Source organism: Rhizobium sp. L9, from assembly GCF_002531885.1.
In the GTDB taxonomy this organism is placed as follows: domain Bacteria; phylum Pseudomonadota; class Alphaproteobacteria; order Rhizobiales; family Rhizobiaceae; genus Rhizobium.
This window is the reverse complement of sequence record NZ_NWSZ01000006.1, coordinates 93753-111644: the sequence shown is the minus strand read 5'-3', so window position 1 is coordinate 111644 and position 17892 is coordinate 93753. Positions and strand designations below refer to the sequence as shown.

Below are 17892 nucleotides of genomic sequence, written 5' to 3'. Positions count from 1 at the left end.
ACCCGGAAGAGAGACGTTAAGCCAATCCTCGCTGGAATTGATGGTTCAAGAATTCCGCAGATCGACGCAGTTGTTCGAAATTCCTCTCTTTTTTCGGCGTGGCCGGGAATTAATTTCCAATCGTCCATCTCCCGCATCTTCATTGCTTCAGAAGGCGCGAAGCAGCCAGTCGGCAAGGGAACAGCGGTCCTGTCGCAAGCCGAAGCCACGTTGCCAACCGTGCGCGTCGAATAATGTTTGCGTTCGGAATAGTATTTTCTATTATTTTAGTGGAGAATTAGGCGGCGCTCGATCCGGGCGCTCACACGCAGAAGGAGCCGATGAATGACTCTTCTCTCGTCACGTTCTTCGAGGCCGGATGGCCAGAAAGCCGACCATCTCGCACGGATTGCGATCGTCGGCCGGGGCTTTACCGGAATCATGACCGCAATCGCTCTTTTCAAGAGAGTCGATCACCCTTTCCATCTGGTGATGTTCGACCCGCGCGCAAAGATCGATATCAGCGAAGGCATCAGCCAGCCTGCATCGACGGTGCTGACCAGCCGGGTTCGCGACCTTTCCGTCGATCCCGCGCTGCCCGACGATTTCCGTCGCTGGCTGGAAAGAGATGACACATGGCGCGATCGCCTCACCTCGGACCCTGCCGGTCTCGAGCACGCCTTCGTTCCAGGAGATATCTTCAGCAGCTATGTCTATAAACGCTTCTCCGAGGCCCTGACAGATCGGCCCGATGTCGTCGTGCAGTTTGGTTCGGATGCGATCACGGCGATCGGCAGGCATCCGGCCGGAGGATATTCGGTCTTCGCAGGTGCCGAGCAGCCGACCCGCTTCGATGCCGTTTTTCTCGCCACCGGTTACGGCCTGCGTGAAACTTCGGATGCGGCGCTTGCCGATGCTGCGCAAAGCGCTATCGTGATCGGCAGTGGCATTCACGCGGTCGACAGGGCGCTCGGGCTGCTGGCTGATTCCAGAATTTCCCGTGTCACGTTGATCTCGGAATCGGGTTTCCTGCCTCAGTCGCATGCTCCCGCTGCGGTTGGATCCGTCGTCACGGACCAGCCCGTGCCGAAGACGCTGCGCGGTGCGTTTCGCTTCTTGCGCGAGGCCGCACGCAGAGCCGACCTGGAAGGTTCGGGATGGCAGGGCGTCATGAACGGTTTTCGTTCCCGCGCGCGAGACATCTGGACTGGCCTGACGCCGGAAGAACGGGCACGGTTCAAACGTCACGTGAAGGCCGTCTACGACAGTCATCGCAACCGCTTGCCGCCGGAGCACTATCAGCGCCTGCATCACGCAATCGCAAGCGGCGCGATTGCCGTGAGGAAGGGAAAGGTGAATTGCATCGCCACCAACGGCGTGCTGTTTTCGGCACTGACCGGGCCGGAGGTCCTTCCCGCGGACGGCCATCCGGGACCGATAGCCCACCCGTGCGTTCGCTTATTGTTGCGGGTCTGGCAACGAGGGACGAACTCGATATCGGCATCGTCGTGGACGACTGCGGGCGGACCCGGGCGAACCCTTCGCATGGGGTGTTTGCGATGGGGCCACTGGGGCTGGGCAGCCTTCCCGATATCGATCTGGTGCCCCAGATCGTTCAGCAAAGCCATGCCGCTGCGTCGGTGGTCAACAACTTGATCGGCGAAGCGGCGCGGGCAGTTTCAGTCCGGAGTGATTTCCCAGCACGCCATGCTGGGCGAACCGGCGATGACTGCACAATTTAAGCCAACGGTCTCCGGCAATCCGGCGCGGTTCAGTTCGTTTTCAAAAACCGCCGCCATTGTCTCATCAAGGCCAATCTTTTGTCGCCGAACGCACATCTCCGGGCCGCGGGGTAGTAATCGCCCGCCCTTCAGGGTTGTCGTCCGCCACCGCAAGCGTTCGCATTGAATCGATGACTTTGGGTTGCGAAAATATTCTCGAAGCGAAAGCCATCTCGCAAAAATCATCTTTGTCTATCAATTTCACAGACAATACGTTGGTCCCTCCAAAACAAGAGGTCAACCAATGAAACTTACGCTTAGAACATTGCTTGTGGCTGTGGCCGCGCTGTCCTTCTCATTGCCTGCAACGGCGGCCACGTTGAAGGTCGGCGTTGTTCCTGGCGTATACGCGGACTCGATTGAAGTCTTGATCCCGGAGGCGAAGGCCAAAGGGCTCGATCTCGAAGTGGTCGAGTTCAGCGACTGGACGACGCCGAATATCGCGCTTCAATCCGGCGACATCGACGTCAACTATTTTCAGCACCAGCCGTTCCTCGACAATGCTACGAAGGAGCGTGGCTATGATTTCAAGAGCGCCGGCATTGGTGTGCTTGCTAACATCGGGCTGTACTCGCTCAAGTACAAGAAGTTCGAAGATATCCCCGAAAACGGCAAGGTTGCCATAGCGAATGACCCGGTTAACCAGGGCCGCGGACTTCTACTCCTCCAGCGGGCCGGCCTTCTCAAGCTCAAGGACGGCGTTGGGTTCAAGGGATCGCTTGACGACATCACTGAAAATCCAAAGAACCTGAGTTTCACCGAAGTCGAGGGTCCCCAGCTTGCGCGCGTCACTGGCGATGTTGATCTGGCTCAGGGGTACCCTCACTTTATCGTCGCCTCCAAGGCGTTCGATCCGAGTTCGGGCCTCCTCTACTCCGGTGTCGACGACAAGCAGTTCGCCATCATTTTTGCCGTAAAGTCCGACCGCGTGGAAGATCCGGCCGTCAAGGAGCTGGTCACTCTTTACCAGAATTCGCAGGCCGTGAAGGATGCGATCAACAAGGCGTTCGCATCCGACACGAAGCTCTACACCTTGCCTTGGGTGGCAACGAATTGACCGCCTTATCCGTAAGCCGGGTCGAGCCAATCGAGGCACCTTCGCCGGAAAACGGGAAAGGCTTATCGGCCAATCCCGCGCGGGCAATCGCCGTCTCGTTCGACGGCGTGGGAAAGACCTATGACACACACAGGGGCTCCGTCCACGCTCTCAAAGGCATTACGATAGACGTCGCACGAGGCTCGATCTTCGGCATCATAGGGCGCAGCGGAGCAGGGAAATCGAGCCTGCTCCGCACTGTGAATCGGCTGGAGACCGCGACCGAGGGCAGCGTCGTCGTAGACGGGGTTGACGTCCGGTCGCTAAGTGACGACGAACTCGTGACATTCCGACGCAAGGTCGGAATGATCTTTCAACACTTCAATTTGCTGTCGGCTAAAACCGTCTGGGGTAACGTCGCGCTCCCTCTGATAGTGGCGGGTGTGCCCAAGCTCGAAATTGACGAGCGCGTTGCTGATGTTTTGCGGCTTGTCGGCCTCGAAGGGAAGCAGGACGCCTACCCCTCGCGTTTGTCAGGTGGGCAGAAACAGAGGGTAGGGATCGCGAGGGCGCTGGTGAACCGACCTGAAATTCTCCTTTGCGACGAGGCGACCTCCGCGCTTGATCCGGAGACCACGCTCTCTATTCTCCAATTGCTCAAAGACATCAATCGCTCGCTCGGCATCACAATCCTGCTGATCACGCACGAGATGAGCGTCGTGCGTGAGATCTGTGATGACGTCGTTGTGCTGGAAGGCGGCCAGGTTGCCGAGGCTGGCAAGACCTGGGAGATTTTCAGCAAGCCCGGCCATGCAGCCACAAAGGCACTGCTCAAGCCGCTGGAGCCTGGTATTCCGCGCGATATCGCGGACCGGCTGACATCTGCGCGCGAGCATTTTTACCAGCGGGCGCTCATTGAACTCACCTACGGGGGCAATGGGCGTGAGGGTATCAGGCTTCAGGAGTTGGCGAGGGTCGTCGGCTCATCGGTGCAGATCGTTCAGAGCATAGTGGACCGGATCCAAGGCCACGCGTACGGCCGGATACTTTTGACAACTGACGCAGACGATCAAGTCGGTCTCTCCAGATTCGAGGGACTTGCAGATAACGTAAGGATACTCGGCTATGTCCGCGATGATGTATGAGCGCCTCTGGCAGGCGCTGCTGGACACCGTTCTCATGGTGGGCACATCGGCTCTGATCGCACTGGCCGCCGGTATCCCGCTTGCAGTCTTCCTCGTTCTAGCTGCCCCAGGCGGGCTCATAAAGGCTCCTTATGCCCAACGCTCTTTGGCGGCAGTCATCAACGGTTTTAGAGCAACGCCATTCATCGTGTTGCTCGTCGCGCTGTTACCCCTCACTCGGTTGATTACAGGAACCACAATCGGGGTGTGGGCCGCGGTCGTGCCGCTTTCAATAAGTGCGACGCCGTTCTTCGCTAGAATTGCGGAAGTCAGCCTGCGCGAGGTCGATGGCGGGCTGATTGAGGCAGCCCAGGCCATCGGCTGCAGGAGATGGCATATCGTCAGGCACGTCCTGCTTCCGGAGGCGCTTCCCGGAATCGTCGGCGGCTTCACGATCACCGTCGTCAGCATGATCGGCGCCTCAGCGATGGCAGGTGCTGTGGGTGCAGGAGGCCTCGGTGATATGGCAATCCGGTACGGGTATCAGCGTTTTGACACGACCGTTATGGTGGCGGTGATCGTCGTGCTCATTGCCCTGGTATGTGTCGTACAGCTTGGCGGCGACGCTGTAGTTCGCCGCCTCAAGGCACGATGAGGTCAATGATGGCTGACAATGTGTCTCATCGGCCGGTTGAAAATCGACTACCGCATCCACCCGCAAAGCCGCATTTGATCACAAGCGACCTCGAGGCCCTGGCGATAGCGGAAAAATTGGCCGCGCGTTTCAAAATCGAGGCGTCGTCACGAGACCGCGAACGACGACTGCCTTGGGATGAAATAGAGGAATACACTGCGAGCGGTCTTGGCGGTATCACGGTTCCAGGCGAGTTTGGCGGCGCGGATGTCTCGTTGGTAACTCTCGCCAAGGTGTTCGAAATCCTGTGCGAGGCCGATCCGTCGCTCGGCCAACTCCCCCAAAACCAGTTTGGCGTGCTCGCTTTGCTCCGTGATATCGGGAGCGAGAGCCAAAAGACCCGCATTTTCGGTGACGTGCTCAACGGTCATCGGATTGGAAACGCGGGACCTGAAAAAGGCAGCCGGGTGGTTACGGCGAGCACAACTCGACTATCGATGGTCAACGGAGAGCCGAGGCTCACGGGGAGGCGTTTCTATTCGACCAGTGCAATATTCGCCCATTGGATTCCAACCCGTGCGGTTGATGACGACGATAACCCAGTCCAGGTCTGGCTTCGTCGAGACCAGCCCGGTGTGAAGGTTGTCGACGACTGGTCTTCCTTCGGGCAACGGACAACGGCAAGCGGATCGGTCATCTTCGACGACGCAGCGGCCGATCCCGATCTTATTTTCCGGATGGCCGAGTTCAAGGACAGGCCGGGGCTCGCCGGTCCCACTTCGCAATTGATACAGGCCGCGATCGATTGCGGCATTGCTGGCGCGGCAATATCCGATGCGGTGTCCTTCGTTCGAGACCGGGTACGCCCTTGGGTCGATTTCGGCGGCGAGCGCGCCGCGGACGACCCGACTATCATCCACGAAATAGGAAACCTTTACACGAGCTACCATGCGGCCCAGGAGGTGCTCTATGAGGCCGCTGCCGCGCTAGATGAGATCGCGAGGCGGCCTGTGACCGAACGTTCCAGCGCAGAGGCTTCTGTAGCGGTGGCGAACGCAAAGATACTCACGACCGAAGTCGCGCTGGAGGCAAGCGAGATGCTTTTCGATCTAGCGGGTTCCTCGGCCACGCGCGCCTCCCACAATCTTGACCGCCATTGGAGAAATGCAAGAACGCACACTCTGCACGATCCGGTTCGTTGGAAGTATCACCTTGTGGGCAATTTCGAACTGAACGACATTTTTCCCAAGCGGCATCAATGGAACTAGTGATGAGTGATGAAGCAAAAGCTGCCGCGCCGGCCCCTCGGCCGTCAGGTGTCCCGCCGGTCATTGGTAGCCATGAGCAAGCCCTCGAAGTAGCCGATAAGCTCGCCGCCGGTTTTGCGGTGACGGCTTCCGAAAGGGATCGCGGCCGCGAACTTCCCTGGAGCGAGGTTGAACAGTTCTCCCAGAGTGGCCTTTGGGGTGTCACCGTTCCAAAGGAGTTCGGCGGCCCGGCGCTCGGCTCCAAGACGGTCTCGGATATCATATCGACGATCGGGGCGGCCGACGGATCGCTTTCGCAGATCCCCCAGAACCATTTCTATGCCCTTGAGGTACTGCGCGTCGGCGGAAGCTGGGAGCAGAAACGCTTTTTCTACGATCGTGTCCTCGCCGGCGAACGTTTTGGCAATGCGCTTGCGGAGATTGGCAATAAGGATTTCAAAAGAAGAACCTCCTTGCGCCAGGAGAACGGCGATTGGATCGTCAGCGGGCGCAAATTCTATTGCACCGGGGCGATCTTTGCGCATTGGATACCGACCCTTGCTGTCGCGCAGGAGGGAGGCGGGCAAGTCTCCTATCTGGTGATGGTTCCAAGAACATCGGGCGGCGTCGCCGTCATCGACGACTGGGACGGCTTCGGGCAGCGTAACCGGCAGCGGCTCCGTGACGTTCGATAACGTTCGCGTCGAAGAACGGTGGATCATACCATTCCAGGCTTCGTTCGATAGGCCGACTACGATCGGGCCTTTCGCCCAGCTGATGCACGCGGCCATTGATTACGGCATCGGCGTCGGAGCACATGAAGAAATGAAGCGCTTCGTCCGCGAGCGAGCCAGGCCGTGGATTGACGCCAATGTCGGTAGAGCCTCCGACGACCCGCTGACGGTCAGCGCAGTGGGCCAGGTGAACGTCAAGCTAAAAGCCGCCGCGGCATTGTTGCGTCGGGCATCCCGCTTTGTGGATGACGCACAATCCACGCCGACAGAAGCCACGGTAGCCGCGGCATCGGTGGCAGTAGCCGAAGCCAGAATTCTAACGACAAAAGCTGGTCTGCTGGCCGCAACGAAATTGTTCGAATTGTCAGGCACCTCCGCCACGGCGAGTGAGCTTAACCTCGACCGATACTGGCGCAATGTCAGAACGCACACACTCCACGACCCGGTCCGTTGGAAGTACCAGGCTATCGGAAACTATTACCTGAATGAGCGCGCCCCGCCGCGACACGGTGCCATCTAGGCGATTTTACGATGACAAAAAAACTGCTGATCAACGCGTTCAACATGAATTCGGTGGGCCACATCAATCACGGTCTATGGGCGCACCCGCGTGATCAATCCCACAAATACAAGACACTCGACTATTGGACGTCGCTTGCGAAGACGCTCGATCGCGGTCTTTTCGACGGAATTTTCCTGGCCGATATCGTTGGCGTCTACGATGTTTATCAGGGATCAGCCGATCTGACGCTCCGGGAATCGATCCAGCTGCCTGTCAATGATCCACTCTTGCTGATCTCGGCAATGGCGGCCGTGACACAACACCTTGGTTTCGGTGTCACCGTAAACGTGAATGGTGAGCCGCCCTATCTGTTTGCGCGCCGGATGTCGACCCTCGACCACCTTACCGGGGGTCGGCTTGGGTGGAACATCGTTACGGGCTATCTCGACAGTGCGGCGCGTGCGGTCGGGCAAGACGCGCAATCGGAGCATGACAGCCGATATGAGCGGGCCGACGAGTACCTCGAGGTCCTCTATAAGCTCTGGGAGGGGAGCTGGTCAGACGAGGCCGTCTTGCTGGACAAGGAAGGCCGCAGATACGCAGATCCGAACAGAGTGAGGCCGGTCATGCACGATGGCCTCTACTACAAGGCCACCGGTTATCATTTGGCGGAGCCTTCCCCTCAACGCACGCCGGTCCTTTATCAGGCCGGCACCTCGGGTCGTGGAAAGGAATTCGCTGCGAAACACGCGGAATGTGTATTCATCACCGCAGTCGACAAGGCAGCCGCTCGCAAGACCGCGCGCGCCATCCGCGAGGGAGCGGTCAGTGCCGGTCGGAATGCCGACGATGTAAAGATATTCGTCGGCATAACGGTCATAACCGGCGCGACACGGAGCGCGGCGCAGGATCTATACCGGGATTATCTCAGCTACGCCAACCCCGAAGCCGGGCTGGCTCACTTTTCTGCTGGCACCGGGATCGACCTCTCCAGGTTCGGGCTGGACGAACCGATCTCCTACGGAACCTCCAACTCCATCCAATCTGTCACTCAGCTGGCGCAGGAGAAGCGTTGGACGAAGCGTCAGCTTTTGGAGGAACTCAAGATTGGAGGGCGCTATCCACTCGTCGTAGGGGATGGCGACAGCGTGGCGTCGGAGATGATTTCGTGGATGGACGAGGGCGAGATCGACGGCTTCAATCTCACCAGAACTGTCGTTCCGGAGAGCTACGAGGATTTCGTCAATCATGTCGTTCCGAGATTACAGGAGCGCGGACGATACAAAACCGCTTATTCGGACGGTACGCTGAGGAAGAAGCTTTTCGGAGCAGGGGACCGACTGCCAGATCGGCATTTTGCTCGCTCGTTCGCGATCTGACCTTACATTTCGGTCGGCTCTCGACAGCAACAAGCAGTCAGTTGTTAGAATAGGATTTGGAAAGGCGGTGCGATAAGTGAAGCGCCTCCCTGTGGGGAGGGGTGTCCTGCCTGGTGACTACGGCGCCGGCTTTCCCAGCGCCCTTTCCATCGCCGGATACAGGCCTTCCTTCAGGCTGATCTCGTCGAAGGGGCCGACGCGTTTGTAGAGGATGGTGCCGTCCGTGCCGACGAGGTAGCTTTCCGGAATGCCGTACACGCCCCAGTCGATCGCCGCCTTGCCGTTCGGATCAATTCCGATCGCCTGATAGGGATTGCCGAGTTCGCCGAGGAAGCGCAGGGCGTTCTCGTTCTTGTCCTTGTAATTGATGGCGACAATGTTTAGCCGGCCGTCTTTCGCCAGTTCCTTCAGGATAGGGTGCTCGTCGCGGCAGGGGATGCACCATGAGGCGAAGACGTTGACGAGGGTCAGCTTGCCGCTGACTGCGGCGTCGGTCAGCGCCGGCAGGTTGGCGCCCTCGAGCGGAGGAAGGCTCAGCGACGGCGCCTTGGTGCCGATCAGGGCGGACGGAATTTCGGCGATGTTCTTGCCGTGAAAATCCTGGTCGTAGAGCATCTTCGCGGCCGTCGCGGCAATGCCGCCGAACACGATCAGCGGCAGAAGCGCCAGTGCATAGCGGCCAAATCCACCTGGCTTGGCAGTTTTGGTATCGGGCGTCTCGGTCATTCGCCATCCTTTGGCCGCGCCGAGCGGCGGCGGATACCGGCGGCTTCGAGGCTTGCAAGCTCGCGGCGACGCGCCCGGCCGTCGGCCCAGGTCCACAGGATGACGGCGATCGTCACCAATGCGGCGATGCCATAGGATGCATAGACATAGAAGGCGTGCGTCACGGCCTATTCCTCCCGGCTCGCCATGCGGGCGGCGAGACGGCGCTGGGCGGCGACACGGCGGCGCCAGATCTCGTTTCTCATGGCTATGATATGCAGCGTGAAGAACAGCAGGGTGAAGGCGATCGCCATGACGAAAAGCGGGCGCAGGAATTCCGGATCAATCGCCGGGCCGCCAAGGCGCATCACGCTTGCCGGCTGATGCAGCGTGTTCCACCAGTCGACGGAAAACTTGATGATCGGGATGTTGACGAAGCCGACCAGGATGAGCACGGCGCAAACGCGCGCCGCCCGCGACGGATCGTCGATGGCGCGGCTCAGCGCAATGAGGCCGAGATACATCAGGAAGAGGATGAAGACGGAGGTGAGCCTCGCATCCCAGACCCACCAGGTGCCCCACATCGGCTTGCCCCAGAGCGAACCGGTGATGAGCGCAATCAGGGTAAAGGCGGCGCCGAGCGGGGCTGCTGATTTGGCGGAAACATCGGCGAGCGGGTGGCGCCAGACGAGCGTGCCGATCGCCGAGAGGCTCATGATCGTGTAACACATCATCGAAAGCCAGGCCGCGGGCACGTGGATATACATGATGCGCACGGTCTCGCCCTGCTGGTAATCGCCTTCGGTCGCGAAGCTCAGATAAAGACCGACCGCAAAACAGAGGGTGGTGATGCCGGCCATCCAGGGAATGATGCGCGCCGCCAGCGCCAGAAACCGCGTCGGGTTGGCAAGATCGCTGATTTTGCTGATGGCAAGGCTGGTTTGGCTCATGACCGCTTCCTTACCTTGATCCGGCTTTTCCCGCAATCGAATGGCTTTCAATCCGACGTGTTTCGCAGCGCAAGTGCGGCGGCGGCCGGGCCGATGACCGCGAAGAAGAGCGTCAGTGCAATCAATATGAGGAAGGGCGGCAGAAATGGCGCCGGCTCCTCGACCGCGGCATAGGTCGCGCTGACGCCGAAGATCAGTACCGGAATGGTCAGCGGCAGCACGAGGATCGAGACCAGCAGGCCGCCGCGGGGCAGAGCGACGGCGACGGCAGCGCCGACGGCGCCGATGAAGGTGATCGCCGGCGATCCGACGAAGAGCGTCAGCACTGTGGCGCCGATCGCCCTCTCGTCCATGTTCATGAACAGGCCGAGCAGCGGCGAAGCGATGACCAGCGGCAGGCTGGTCGCGGTCCAGTGGGCGAAGCATTTGAGGAGCACGGTCAGGACCAGCGGCGTTTCCTGCATCAGCATCAAGTCGAGCGATCCGTCGTCGCGCTCGGCCTGGAACAGGCGGTCGAGGCCGAGAAGGGCAGCGAGCAGTGCGCCGATCCAGACGATGGCTGGGCCGATGCGGGAGAGAAGCTTGAGGTCAGGGCCGACGCCAAAAGGGATGACGGCGACGACGGTCAGGAAGAACAACACGCCGATCAGTGCGCCGCCGCCGGCGCGAATCGAGAGTTTGAGGTCGCGGAGGAAGAGGGCGGTCATGCGGGGTGGCTCTCTGCATCTACGGAGGACGGGTCACCCCCCTCTGCCCTGCCGGGCATCTCCCCCCCAAGGGGGGAGATCGGCCGCGGGCGCGCTCTTGCCCCCATCAAACGCAGCGGATGAGGGGAGCCGATTTGTGCACGATCAAGCATTCGCAAAGTCGGCGCATCTTGCCGATCTCCCCCCTTGCGGGGGAAATGCCCGGCAGGGCAGAGGGGGGTGACCACACGGAAAACCATCACCCCCACACCCCCTGATCCACACCGGCGAAGCCCGTCATCTTCATTTCCTGCACAGTCTTCAGCCCCAGCGGCTGATGCGTCGCTGCGAGCACGATGCCGCCCTTGGCAAGATGCGCCTCGATCAGTGCGGCAAACAGCCGATCGGCATTCGCATCCAGTGCCGCTGTGGGTTCATCGAGGATCCAGATGGGGCGGTGGGCGACGAGCAGCTTGGCGAAGGCGAAGCGGCGCTGCTGGCCGGCGGAGAGATAGCCGAAGGGAATATGGGTGATCCCTAAGAGGCCGACGGCTTCGGCGGCGTCTTCGAGAGGAAGGCCAGCGGCGCCCGGGCTGCTGAGGAAGGACTGCCAGAACTCCAAATTCTCCGCAACCGTAAGCTCATTTTTCATCGCATTTCGGTGGCCGAGATAGTGGCTGACCTCGCCCGGATGGCGGCCTTGCGGGCTCTCTTTATCGCGGAAGATGACAGTTCCCTTTTCGGGCTTGAGAAGACCGGCGGCAACGCGCAGCAAAGTGGATTTTCCCGATCCATTTTTGCCGGTCAGGACAAGGGCTTCTCCTGCTGTCAAGTGAAAGGAAATGTTTACGAAAATGAGATCCTCACCGCGCCTTGCAGCCAGATTTTCGGCAGTGAGTTGCATGCGTCGGCTCTTTCTTCGTTTCGGCTCGCGGGAGGGTCAAAAAATCTCCGATTTTGACCGTGGTCGGGTATGGCAAGTTTTTAGGAAATTATCTATAAGACCGGCAACCACGCCAGCGGTCGGCGTGAATTTCATCCTTGTGCCGAACTTGGAGCGTCTGCTTCACGTGCGGACAGCGGAAATGGCCGTACCCGCATCCTGATGTGCATTAAGTGCATAGGCGTTCGCACGACTGTGTTGGCTATCAGAACGGGGTCTCTCGTGTCTAAATCTCTTGACAGTTTCAATTGTCGTTCCACGCTTTCCGTGAACGGGAAGGACTATGTCTATTACAGCCTGCCCAAGGCTGAGGCAAACGGTCTGGCCGGCGTATCGAAGCTTCCCTATTCGATGAAGGTGCTGCTCGAAAACCTGCTGCGCTTCGAAGACGGCCAGTCGGTCACCAAGGAGCACATCCTCGCCGTCGCCGCGTGGCTGAACAACAAGGGTGCGGTCGAAAACGAAATCGCCTATCGCCCGGCGCGCGTGCTGATGCAGGACTTCACCGGCGTTCCCGCCGTCGTCGATCTGGCCGCGATGCGCGACGCGATGGTGTCGCTCGGCGGCGATCCCGAGAAGATCAACCCGCTCGTTCCCGTCGACCTCGTCATTGACCACTCAGTCATCGTCGACGAATTCGGCACGCCGCAGGCTTTCGCCAAGAATGTCGAGCTGGAATATCAGCGCAACGGCGAACGCTACCGCTTCCTGAAGTGGGGCCAGCAGGCATTCAAGAACTTCCGGGTCGTTCCCCCCGGCACCGGGATCTGTCACCAGGTCAACCTCGAATATCTCGGCCAGACCGTCTGGACCAAGGAAGAGGACGGCGAGACGATCGCTTATCCGGATACCTGCGTCGGCACCGACAGCCACACGACGATGATCAACGGTCTCGGCGTTCTCGGCTGGGGTGTGGGCGGTATCGAGGCTGAAGCCGCCATGCTCGGCCAGCCGGTTTCGATGCTTCTGCCCGAAGTTATCGGCTTCAAGCTGACCGGCAAGCTCAAGGAAGGTGTCACCGCGACCGACCTCGTTCTGACCGTCGTGCAGATGCTGCGCAAGAAGGGTGTCGTTTCCAAGTTCGTCGAATTCTTCGGCCCCGGTATGGACAACATGCCGCTCGCCGACCGTGCGACGATCGGCAACATGGGTCCGGAATACGGCGCGACCTGCGGCTTCTTCCCGGTTGACGGCGAAACCATCAACTATCTCACCATGTCCGGCCGCACGCATGATCGCATCGCGCTTGTCGAAGCCTATTCGAAGGCCCAGGGCATGTGGCGCGAAGGCGACGGTTCCGACCTCGTCTTCACCGATACGCTGGAGCTCGACCTCGGCGACGTCGTGCCGTCGATGGCAGGCCCCAAGCGTCCGGAAGGCCGCATCGCGCTTGAAAACATCGCTTCCGGTTTCGCGACGTCGATGGAAGCCGACTACAAGAAGCCCGGGCAGCTCAACAACCGCTATGCAGTCGAAGGCACCGATTTCGATCTCGGCCATGGTGACGTCGCGATTGCCGCCATCACCTCCTGCACCAACACCTCCAACCCGTCGGTGCTGATCGCTGCCGGCCTTCTCGCCCGCAACGCCGTTGCCAAGGGGCTGAAGACCAAGCCGTGGGTCAAGACGTCGCTCGCGCCCGGATCGCAGGTCGTCGGCGAATATCTCGCCAAGTCGGGCCTGCAGGCCGACCTCGATAAGCTCGGCTTCAACCTCGTCGGCTTCGGCTGCACCACCTGCATCGGCAACTCCGGCCCGTTGCCGGCGCCGATCTCCAAGACGATCAATGACAAGGGTCTGATTGTTTCCGGCGTGCTCTCCGGCAACCGCAACTTCGAAGGCCGCATCTCGCCCGACGTCCAGGCGAACTATCTCGCTTCGCCGCCGCTTGTCGTCGCCTACGCTCTTGCCGGCACGGTCCAGAAGGACCTGACCAAGGAGCCAATCGGCGAAGACCAGAACGGCAAGCCGGTCTACCTCAAGGATATCTGGCCGACCTCGCACGAGGTGCAGGAGTTCATTCAGAAGTACGTCACCCGCGAACTCTACGAAACCAAGTATGCCGACGTCTTCAAGGGTGATGCCAACTGGCAGGCCGTCCAGGTCCCGCCGGGCCAGACCTATGCCTGGGACGACAACTCCACCTATGTCCAGAACCCGCCCTATTTCGTCGGCATGGGCAAGAAGGGCACCGGCGTCTCCGACATCAAGGGCGCCCGCGTCCTCGGCCTGTTCGGTGACAAGATCACCACCGACCACATCTCTCCGGCCGGTTCGATCAAGGCGGCATCGCCGGCCGGCGCATACCTCATCGGCCATGACGTTGCCGTTGCCGACTTCAACCAATACGGCACGCGGCGCGGCAACCATGAAGTGATGATGCGCGGCACCTTCGCCAATATCCGCATCCGCAATCACATGCTTGGCCCGAACGGCAAGGAAGGCGGCTACACGATCCACTATCCGTCGAAGGAAGAGACATCGATCTACGACGCCGCCATGCAGTACAAGGCCGAAGGCGTGCCGCTCGTCATCTTCGCCGGCGTCGAATACGGCAACGGCTCCTCGCGCGACTGGGCTGCCAAGGGCACCAACCTGCTCGGCGTCAAGGCCGTGATCGCCCAGAGCTTCGAGCGCATCCATCGCTCGAACCTGGTCGGCATGGGCGTCATCCCCTTCGTCTTCGAAGAGGGCACGACCTGGCAGAGCCTCGGCCTCAAGGGCGACGAGCTCGTCACCATCGAGGGGCTGGACAAGATCAAGCCGCGCGAGAGGAAGATCGCCAAGATCACCTATGGCGACGGCACGGTGAAGGAAGTTCCGCTGCTGTCGCGCGTCGATACGCTCGACGAGGTGATCTACCTCAACAATGGCGGCATCCTGCAGACGGTTCTGCGTGATCTCGCTGCCTGATTGTCGAGCATGATGCCGAAAAGTGTGAGCGGTTTTCGGACAACATCATGCTCTGCTTTTTTGATGTAGATCCGGATTCAGATTTTGGGCCGAATCGGCCTGAAATCATCCGGATCTTGGAGCTTGCTATGATAATGGCCGCCGGAGAGCAATTTCCGGCGGCTCTTCTTTGCGGCGACAGTATTCGATGGGGCTCACGATGATTTGTTTTCAGCGCCTTCCGGCCGAGCTACGTCTCACCCGTTCGTGACTTTTCGTTTGGACCCGGAAGGATTATTCGTACGTTCATGTCTCAGAGCCTTCGGTTCCTAAACGCCGCCGGCGCTGAAAAAGAGGTGCAGGTGAATGTCCCCCCGTTTCTTGATTTCGCTGATCGCCGGCGTTGCTTTTGCAGGCTCGCTGCATGCCGAAGACGGCAAGCCGAGAGGCGTCGTCGAGCTTTTCACGTCACAGGGCTGCTCCTCCTGTCCTCCCGCTGATGCCGCCTTCCGCAAGCTGGTGAACCAAGGCGATGTCATCGCGCTCGCCTATCACATTGACTACTGGAATTATCTCGGCTGGGCCGATACGCTGAGCTCGAAGGAAAATACCGAGCGGCAATACGGCTATGCCAGGACGATGGGTCGCAGCAACGTCTATACGCCGCAGGCCATCGTCAATGGGCGCGGCCATTTGGCCGGCGCCGATCTCACCGGCATCAACAGCAAGATCGACACCTACAGCAGCGAAGGCAATGGGCTGACCGTTCCCATCAGCGCGGCGATGCGCGGCGACGAGCTGGAGATCAAGATCGGTGCCGGACAGGGCAAGGCCAATGTCGTCATGGTCTATTTCGACAAGGAGAAGACAATCGACGTTGAGAAAGGCGAAAACAGCGGAAAGAAGATCTCCTATCTGCACAGCGTCACCAACGTCGAAACCGTCGGCATGTGGGATGGCAAGGCGACCAGTCTGACGCTACCGGCGAGCGTCTTGCAGCGGCCGCAGCTCGAGGGCTGCGCAATCCTGCTACAGTCGGCCACGGCCGACGGCGATCCGGCGGCGATCCTCGGCGCGACCGTGGTGATGGCGGGAAAAAGCATCTGATATTTCACCCGAGTACGGGTGAAATGCGGGCGGCCCGGCCGAGCGTATTCGGGGCTGGGGTTAAGGTCGATACGCTCCGCCGGGCCCTTTGGCGCGCTGGCGCCAAACCGGGATGCATAAATCTCCCGCAAATGAGGCGCTGTTTTGACTGAAATGCGGCACTGGGGAGAAAGCATTGCTTGGTCCCCAGCGAACGTGACTGGACCTGCGGCGAATGTGAGGAGCGCCGCTCTTGCAATTTGCGGCGGCTCGGGCAAACTGTCACTCTCCTGTCACAAGCGGAGGCCTTGGAGACCTGATGACAGATCAGCCGGATTTGCGACACGGCGAAAGCCGCTCCGTCGACAATAGTTCCTCGGTCATCGTCGATCTCAGGGAATACAAACAAAGCAAGGACCCGCTTCCGGTGACTTTCCACCGGCGCGAGCTGGATGCGATCCTCTGGATCTACGGCCGCATGGTGGGCGAGGGGGAATGGCGCGATTACGCCATTGACCATCTGAAGGACAGAGCGGTCTTTTCCGTCTTCAAGCGCTCCGGCGAGATGCCGCTCTTCCGGATTGAAAAGAACCCGAAGCTTGCCGCCAAACAGGGTGCCTATTCCGTGATCAATATCAACGGCATGATCCTGAAGCGCGGACACGAGTTGAACCAGGTCCTCAAGGTATTCGACAAAACCTTGAAACTCGTGGACAAATAACTCTTATCAGCCCGCAAACAGCGTACCGGGGTAGGTGGAGGGATTCGGATCGGTTGTCATGCCCTCGCCGAGGCTGCGCTGCATGAGCATCGTGTCCAGCCAGTGGCCGTGCTTGTAGCCGGTGCCCTTCATCAGGCCGACCTCCACAAAACCTGCCTTCAGATGAAGCGCGATCGAGGCCGGGCTCGCGCCACCGATGACGGCCACCATCTGACGAAAACCAAGCGCGGTGCAGCGGTCGATCAGCTCGATCATCAGTGCCTTGCCGATGCCACGCCCGCGGGCTTCGGGGGCCAGGTAGATCGAATCCTCCACCATCCAGCGATAGGCGGGGCGGGTGCGGAAGGCCGACGCATAAGCGTAGCCCAAGAGTTTCCCGTCCGCATCGGCCGCGGCGATGTAGGGATATTGCTGACTGACTATCGCGGAAAAACGCTGGGCCATTTCGGCCTCGGAGGGCGGCGCAATCTCGTAGCTTGCAACGCCATTCAGGACCGAGTCACGATAGATCTCCGTGATGGCGGGGATGTCGGCTTGGGCGGCGTTGCGCAGAAGGAAGGACATCGGGGCGGCAGGTCCATCGGAAGAGCAGGCTCCTCTAAAATCATCCCTGCGAAACCGGCGCAACAAAAAAGGCGGCCGAAGCCGCCTTTTCGATCTCATTGCGCCTGTTATCTGCGGTTGCCCATGAACTGCAGCAGGAACATGAAGAGGTTGAGGAAGTCGAGATAAAGCGTCAGTGCACCCATGATCGCCTTGCGCCCGGCGACAGCGACGTCATCGGCTTCATAGTAGAGTTCCTTGATCCGCTGCGTGTCGTAGGCGGTGAGGCCTGCGAAGATCAGCACGCCGATCACCGAGATCGCGAACTGCAGCGCGGATGAAGCCAGGAAGATGTTGACGAGCGAGGCGATGATCAGGCCGAAGAGACCCATGATCAGGAACGAACCCATCGCCGACAGGTCACGCTTCGCGGTATAGCCGTAAAGCGACAGTGCGCCGAAGGAGGCGGCGGTGACGAAGAAGGTCTGAACAACGCTCTGGCCGGTATAGACCAGGAAGATCGACGAGAGCGACAGCCCTACCAGGGCGGCGTAGATCCAGAAGGTGGTCTGGGCGGCGGAGACGCTCATCTGATGAATGCGGAAGCTCAGGAAGAAGACGACCGCAAGGGGGGCAAGGATGACGACCCAGCGCAACGGCGACTGGAACAGAAGCGCGCCAAACTGGGTGAGCTGGCCGTCCTGGACCGCGAAGTTGAATCCGAGATATGCGGCCACGCCGGTGATCGCCAGGCCCAGCGCCATCAGGTTGTAGACCTTGAGCATATATGCGCGCAGGCCTTGATCAATCATCTCGCCGGTCTGGACGCGGCTTTGATAGTTACGAAGATCAGCCATAGTTTCCTCTTACAAGCTCCGAAGGAGATACGGTGTCGGGGTTCTCGACCCGGGCGCCGCTGCGGAGCTCCAGCATGCCTGCAGACAATATGA

At 59.9% G+C, this 17892-nt stretch carries 16 protein-coding genes and 1 pseudogene; 10 read left to right on the top strand and 7 right to left on the bottom strand.

All coding sequences use genetic code 11. The features are described 5' to 3' along the window. The first annotated feature begins 324 nt into the window (after nt 1-324). From CO660_RS07495 to CO660_RS07465, 7 genes and pseudogenes are all read left to right on the top strand, one after another. Complete coding sequence (locus CO660_RS07495; RefSeq protein ID WP_245421303.1) at nt 325-1635, top strand: FAD/NAD(P)-binding protein; 1311 nt, start codon at nt 325-327, stop codon at nt 1633-1635. A gap of 369 nt (nt 1636-2004) precedes the next feature. After that, nucleotides 2005-2817 (top strand): MetQ/NlpA family ABC transporter substrate-binding protein, encoded by an 813-nt coding sequence (locus CO660_RS07490; RefSeq protein ID WP_097598202.1) that lies wholly within the window; start codon nt 2005-2007, stop codon nt 2815-2817. Beyond that, complete coding sequence (locus CO660_RS07485) at nt 2814-3941, top strand: ATP-binding cassette domain-containing protein (RefSeq protein ID WP_280952979.1); 1128 nt, start codon at nt 2814-2816, stop codon at nt 3939-3941. Before CO660_RS07490 ends, CO660_RS07485 begins: the two co-directional genes overlap by 4 nt. Next, the gene (locus tag CO660_RS07480) at nt 3922-4575 is read left to right on the top strand and encodes a methionine ABC transporter permease (protein ID WP_085779756.1); all 654 of its coding nucleotides are present in this window, start codon (nt 3922-3924) and stop codon (nt 4573-4575) included. Before CO660_RS07485 ends, CO660_RS07480 begins: the two co-directional genes overlap by 20 nt. A gap of 8 nt (nt 4576-4583) precedes the next feature. Then, nucleotides 4584-5822: an SfnB family sulfur acquisition oxidoreductase gene (locus CO660_RS07475; protein WP_245421302.1), complete on the top strand. Its 1239-nt coding sequence runs from the start codon at nt 4584-4586 to the stop codon at nt 5820-5822. 2 nt (nt 5823-5824) lie between these two features. Beyond that, a pseudogene (locus tag CO660_RS07470) lies at nt 5825-7055 on the top strand (SfnB family sulfur acquisition oxidoreductase). A gap of 11 nt (nt 7056-7066) precedes the next feature. Further along, the gene (locus CO660_RS07465) at nt 7067-8416 is read left to right on the top strand and encodes an LLM class flavin-dependent oxidoreductase (RefSeq protein WP_097598199.1); all 1350 of its coding nucleotides are present in this window, start codon (nt 7067-7069) and stop codon (nt 8414-8416) included. A 117-nt stretch (nt 8417-8533) separates the two neighbouring features. Here the strand turns inward: CO660_RS07465 and CO660_RS07460 are convergent, their stop codons facing one another. From CO660_RS07460 to ccmA, 5 genes are all read right to left on the bottom strand, one after another. Next, nucleotides 8534-9142: a DsbE family thiol:disulfide interchange protein gene (locus tag CO660_RS07460; RefSeq protein ID WP_097598198.1), complete on the bottom strand. Its 609-nt coding sequence runs from the start codon at nt 9140-9142 to the stop codon at nt 8534-8536. Continuing rightward, nucleotides 9139-9306, bottom strand: a complete 168-nt coding sequence (ccmD, locus tag CO660_RS07455) for a heme exporter protein CcmD (RefSeq protein WP_097598197.1) — start codon at nt 9304-9306, stop codon at nt 9139-9141. Before ccmD ends, CO660_RS07460 begins: the two co-directional genes overlap by 4 nt. 3 nt (nt 9307-9309) lie before the next feature. Beyond that, complete coding sequence (locus CO660_RS07450) at nt 9310-10071, bottom strand: heme ABC transporter permease (protein WP_097598196.1); 762 nt, start codon at nt 10069-10071, stop codon at nt 9310-9312. 47 nt (nt 10072-10118) lie between these two features. Beyond that, nucleotides 10119-10778, bottom strand: coding sequence for a heme exporter protein CcmB (ccmB, locus tag CO660_RS07445; protein ID WP_085779749.1), 660 nt, complete (start codon nt 10776-10778; stop codon nt 10119-10121). Nucleotides 10779-11016: 238 nt separating this feature from the next. Continuing rightward, nucleotides 11017-11661: a heme ABC exporter ATP-binding protein CcmA gene (ccmA, locus tag CO660_RS07435; protein WP_097598194.1), complete on the bottom strand. Its 645-nt coding sequence runs from the start codon at nt 11659-11661 to the stop codon at nt 11017-11019. A 261-nt stretch (nt 11662-11922) separates the two neighbouring features. On the opposite strand from ccmA, the gene acnA reads away from it, so the two are divergent. The 3 genes from acnA to CO660_RS07420 all read left to right on the top strand — a co-directional run bounded on the left by acnA (nt 11923) and on the right by CO660_RS07420 (nt 16399). Then, nucleotides 11923-14613 carry an aconitate hydratase AcnA gene (acnA, locus tag CO660_RS07430; RefSeq protein ID WP_097598193.1) on the top strand — a complete coding sequence of 897 codons (2691 nt, stop codon included), beginning with the start codon at nt 11923-11925 and terminating at the stop codon, nt 14611-14613. Nucleotides 14614-14958: 345 nt separating this feature from the next. Next, a complete protein-coding gene (locus CO660_RS07425) occupies nt 14959-15699 on the top strand; it encodes a thioredoxin family protein (protein WP_085779746.1) in 741 nt (246 codons plus the stop codon). Between the two features lie 298 nt (nt 15700-15997). Next, nucleotides 15998-16399 (top strand): DUF2794 domain-containing protein, encoded by a 402-nt coding sequence (locus CO660_RS07420; protein ID WP_085779745.1) that lies wholly within the window; start codon nt 15998-16000, stop codon nt 16397-16399. A 6-nt stretch (nt 16400-16405) separates the two neighbouring features. Here the strand turns inward: CO660_RS07420 and CO660_RS07415 are convergent, their stop codons facing one another. Both CO660_RS07415 and CO660_RS07410 read right to left on the bottom strand, forming a co-directional pair. Continuing rightward, the gene (locus CO660_RS07415) at nt 16406-16963 is read right to left on the bottom strand and encodes a GNAT family N-acetyltransferase (RefSeq protein ID WP_097598192.1); all 558 of its coding nucleotides are present in this window, start codon (nt 16961-16963) and stop codon (nt 16406-16408) included. A gap of 107 nt (nt 16964-17070) precedes the next feature. Continuing rightward, nucleotides 17071-17799 carry a Bax inhibitor-1/YccA family protein gene (locus tag CO660_RS07410; RefSeq protein WP_085779743.1) on the bottom strand — a complete coding sequence of 243 codons (729 nt, stop codon included), beginning with the start codon at nt 17797-17799 and terminating at the stop codon, nt 17071-17073. Nucleotides 17800-17892: the final 93 nt, after the last annotated feature.